The organism is Streptomyces sp. WM6386, assembly GCF_000972385.1.
Taxonomy (GTDB): domain Bacteria; phylum Actinomycetota; class Actinomycetes; order Streptomycetales; family Streptomycetaceae; genus Streptomyces.
In genome coordinates this window covers 1-437 of sequence record NZ_JXTE01000508.1, presented here as the reverse complement: position 1 = coordinate 437, position 437 = coordinate 1, and the positions used below count along the sequence as shown (strand labels likewise).

1 protein-coding gene is annotated in these 437 nt (G+C 72.3%); it reads right to left on the bottom strand.

From position 1 onward, the window contains the following. A partial coding sequence (locus TN53_RS42460) for an FAD binding domain-containing protein (protein WP_420719174.1) occupies positions 1-437 on the bottom strand: 437 nt, incomplete at both ends.

The window sequence follows — 437 nt, the reverse complement described above, 5'->3', positions numbered from 1 at the left end:
CTCCTCCAGCGAGGGGGTCGAGGGGAAGGGGGCGAAACGGCCCATCTGGGCGCCCGGCGGGCACGCCACCCGGCCAGCATGACCGCCTCGTTGAAGGTCTCGTACGAGGAGGTCTCGGCGTCGATGTCGTGGATCGCGGCGTTCAGTCGGCCGCGCCGGTCGCTGCCGAGACGCAGTGGCGGCCTCGGCCCACAGCCGGTCCGAGGGCCACTCGCCGATCAGGGCCCGCTCGATGGCGGACAGCTTCCACGGCACGGTGGCCACACCGCCGGCGGCGACCTTCGCCTCGCGGATCACGCCACCCCGGATGTGCAGTGCGACGGCCGCCGAGGCGAGCCCGAACGAGTAGGACTGCCGGTCGCGGAGCTTGAGGTAGGCCGACTTCAGCGGACGCGGATACGCGGGGATCTCGACCGCCGTGATCAACTCGCCCTGCC